This is a genomic window from Rudaea sp., from assembly GCF_036383415.1.
In the GTDB taxonomy this organism is placed as follows: Bacteria; Pseudomonadota; Gammaproteobacteria; order Xanthomonadales; family Rhodanobacteraceae; genus Rudaea.
The window spans coordinates 1-3690 of the sequence record NZ_DASVOK010000412.1; the positions used below are offsets into that span (position 1 = coordinate 1).

General features: G+C 64.8%; 4 protein-coding genes. All 4 read left to right on the top strand.

Annotation, left to right across the window (positions count from 1 at the left end; all coding sequences use genetic code 11):
* Window positions 1-635, top strand: a 635-nt coding sequence (gene fabG, locus VF497_RS14955) for a 3-oxoacyl-ACP reductase FabG (RefSeq protein ID WP_330890124.1), incomplete at its 5' end; no start/stop codon positions are given.
* A gap of 110 nt (window positions 636-745) precedes the next feature.
* Complete coding sequence (gene acpP / locus VF497_RS14960) at window positions 746-985, top strand: acyl carrier protein (RefSeq protein WP_018974565.1); 240 nt, start codon at window positions 746-748, stop codon at window positions 983-985.
* Between the two features lie 174 nt (window positions 986-1159).
* On the top strand, window positions 1160-2398 hold the full coding sequence (fabF, locus tag VF497_RS14965) for a beta-ketoacyl-ACP synthase II (RefSeq protein WP_330890127.1): 1239 nt from the start codon (window positions 1160-1162) through the stop codon (window positions 2396-2398).
* 10 nt (window positions 2399-2408) lie between these two features.
* On the top strand, window positions 2409-3690 hold a 1282-nt coding region (locus VF497_RS14970; RefSeq protein ID WP_330890129.1), incomplete at its 3' end, for an aminodeoxychorismate synthase component I.

Here is a 3690-nt window from a genome sequence, read left to right on the forward strand (position 1 = left end):
CGGCCACGACCGATGCCGGCGCCGCCGCGATCGGCGAGCGCCTGGCTGCGCACGGCGGCGTCGGTCGCGCACTGAACGTCACCGACGGTGCCGCGGTCGAGAAACTGATCGACGACATCGCCAAGGAATTCGGTGCGATCACGATCCTGGTCAACAACGCCGGCATCACGCGCGACCAGCTGTTGATGCGCATGAAGGACGAGGACTGGCAGGCGATTCTCGACACGAACCTGACTTCGGTTTACCGCACGAGCAAGGCTGTCATGCGCGGCATGATGAAGGCGCGCAAGGGGCGCATCATCAGCATCGCTTCTGTGGTCGGCGTCACCGGCAATCCCGGACAGGCGAACTACGCTGCGGCGAAGGCCGGCATCATCGCGTTCTCCAAATCGCTCGCACGCGAAATCGGTTCGCGCGGCATCACGGTCAACGTCGTCGCGCCGGGTTTCATTGACACCGACATGACGCGTGCGCTGACCGAAGATCAGCGCAGCGCGCTGCTCGGCCAGATCGCTCTTGGCCGCCTCGGCGCGGCGGAGGACATCGCCAATGCGGTGGCCTTCCTCGCTTCGCCCGCGGCGGCGTACATCACCGGCGAGACGCTGCATGTCAACGGCGGCATGTACATGGCGTAAGCTTGTCGGGCTACGCTGGTGCGATTGCCGCGTATGCCCTACAATCCGCCCCGTTCGGGTTATCCCTTTTTCGTAACTTTTTCTGCCTACCTTGTGAGGTAAGTACCACTATGAGCACCATCGAAGAGCGCGTCAAGAAGATCGTCGTCGAACAACTGGGCGTCAAGGAAGATGAGGTGACGCCGAACGCGTCCTTCGTCGACGACCTGGGCGCGGATTCGCTCGACACCGTCGAACTGGTCATGGCGCTCGAAGAGGAATTCGAATGCGAAATTCCGGACGAGGAAGCCGAGAAAATCACCACCGTGCAGCAGGCGGTCGACTACATCAAGGCGCACGTCAAGCCCTGATTTCGTCGCCATCCGACGGTACGAACTGCGCCCGCGAGGCGCAGTTTGCATTTCTGCTTCCGCGGAACGGGCGTTTGAAAAGACGAGGTTCGCCGGCGGATTTATTGAATGGTGCGGCCATGGACAGCCGCTTCTAGACTCTCGCGATCAGGGATGAGCGCAAAGGCAAACTTTATGAGCAAGCGGCGCGTAGTGGTCACCGGCCTCGGCATCGTCAGCCCGGTCGGCAACGATGTGGCGACGGCGTGGAAGAATATCCGCGAAGGCGTGAGCGGCATCGGTCCGGTCACCCACTTCGATGCGAGCGCGTTCCCGACGCGCATCGCCGGCGAGGTGCGCGATTTCAATCCCGAGACGTACATCCATCACAAGGATGTGAAGAAGATGGACCCGTTCATCCACTACGGCATCGCCGCCTCGGTGCAGGCGCTGAACGATGCCGGCCTGTCGACGCACGAACATGACGCCGAGCGCATCGGCGTCGCGGTCGGCGCGGGCATCGGCGGCATCCACACGATCGAAGAAACCGCGATCACCTATCACGAGCGTGGTCCGCGCAGGATTTCGCCGTTCTTCGTGCCGAGCTCGATCATCAACATGGCTTCGGGCAATTTGTCGATCATGCTCGGCCTGAAAGGGCCGAACATTGCTTGCGTCACCGCCTGCACGACCGGTGCGCACAACATTGGCCTCGCCATGCGCATGATCCAGTACGGCGATGCCGACGCGATGGTCGCCGGCGGTGCCGAATATTCGACCTGTGGCACGGCGATGGGCGGCTTCTGCTCGGCGCGTGCGATGTCGACGCGCAACGACGAGCCGACCAAGGCCAGTCGGCCGTGGGACAAGGATCGTGACGGCTTCGTCCTCTCCGACGGTGCTGGCGTGATCGTGCTCGAAGAGTATGAGCACGCGAAAAAGCGCGGCGCGAAGATCTACGCCGAACTTGTCGGTTTCGGCATGTCCGGCGACGCTTATCACATCACCGCGCCAAGTGAAGGTGGCGAAGGTGCGGCGCGCTGCATGCGCAACGCGCTGATCGACGGCGGCGTGAATATCACCGAGGTCGGCTACATCAATGCTCACGGCACTTCGACACCGCTCGGCGATGTCGGCGAAGTGATGGCGGCGAAGACCGTGTTCGGCGAGCATGCCTACAAGCTGGCCGTCAGCTCGACCAAGTCGATGACCGGGCACCTGCTCGGCGCGGCCGGCGGCATCGAAGCGATCTTCTCGATCCTCGCGCTGCGCGACGGCGTGTTGCCGCCGACGATCAACCTCGACGAACCGGGCGAGGGCTGCGACCTCGACTTCGTGCCGCACACGGCGCGCGATGCGAAGATCGACATCGCCGTGTCGAACTCGTTCGGCTTCGGCGGCACGAACGGCTCGCTGGTGTTCCGCCGCGCCTGATCGGCCCGCAATGGACTTCGTCCGGCGCGAGCTGCGCGGCGCGCGCGATCTGCTGCCGCTCGCGGCACGCTGTCCGCGGCGCTATCCGGGCTTGCTCGAAAGTGCCGCGCAGGGCGGCACCGCAGCGCGTTTCGACGTCCTGTTCGCAACGAACAAAGCAGGCCTGACGCTCGGCGCGGATGGCCGCGTGTACGATTTGCAAGGCGCGGATCGCGGCACCTCGTTTCTGGCCGCGCTCGATGCGGACTGGCGCCGCCAGTGCGCGGCGCGCGATGCATCGAAACTGCCATTCCGCGGTGGTTGGCTGCTGTATCTCGGCTATGAGGTCGTTGCCGAGATCGAGCCGCGACTGCGTCCGGTTTTCGGTGCATCGAACCAGGCGCCAGTCGCTCTCGCATTACGCTGCCCCGCGGCCGTGATCGTCGATCGGCTCGCGCAGACGACCTCGCTGGTCGCCGAGGCGGGGCAGGAACATTGGCTTGACATGCTTGCCGCCGATCTCGCGCAGGCAGGCGATTTCGCGCCGAGGCCCTTGCCCACAGCACGCATTGAGGAAGACGATTCGCAGCGATTCCTCGATGGCGTCGCGCGCATCCACGAGTATCTGCGCGCCGGCGACACGTTCCAGGTCAATCTTTCGCGCGAGTGGCGCGCCGGTTTCGCCGAAGCGCCGACACCGGCGAATGTCTATGCGCAATTGCGTCGTGCCAATCCGGCGCCGTTCGCCGGGCTGCTGCAATGGAACGACTGGGCGATCGCGAGTTCGTCGCCCGAGCGTCTGGTCGAAATCCGCGGCGACATCGCGCAGACGCGGCCGATCGCCGGCACGCGCGCGCGCCATGCCGGCGACGACGACGCGGTGCGCATCGCCGAGCTGATCGGTCACGCCAAGGAACGCGCCGAGCACGTCATGCTGATCGACCTCGAGCGCAACGACCTCGGCCGCATCTGCGTGCCGGGCTCGGTCGTCGTCGACGAGCTGATGGCGGTGGAGAGCTACGCGCACGTGCATCACATCGTCTCGAACGTGCGCGGTCGCTTGCGCACCGGCATCACGCCGGCGCAGGCGATCCGCGCCGTGTTTCCCGGCGGCACGATCACCGGCGCGCCGAAAGTGCGCACGATGGAGATCATCAGCGAGCTCGAACAGTGCGCTCGCGGCGCCTACACCGGCGCGCTCGGCTACCTCAACCTCGACGGCGACATGGATCTGAACATCCTGATTCGCACGATGGAACTGCAGGGGAACGAGGCACGTTTCCGCGCTGGTGCCGGTATCGTCACCGACTCGA

Bases quoted from the DNA above. Each gene is read 5' to 3' on its own strand.
- acpP (WP_018974565.1), top strand. From the start codon at position 746: ATGAGCACCATCGAAGAGCGCGTCAAGAAGATCGTCGTCGAACAACTG.
- fabF (WP_330890127.1), top strand. From the start codon at position 1,160: ATGAGCAAGCGGCGCGTAGTGGTCACCGGCCTCGGCATCGTCAGCCCG.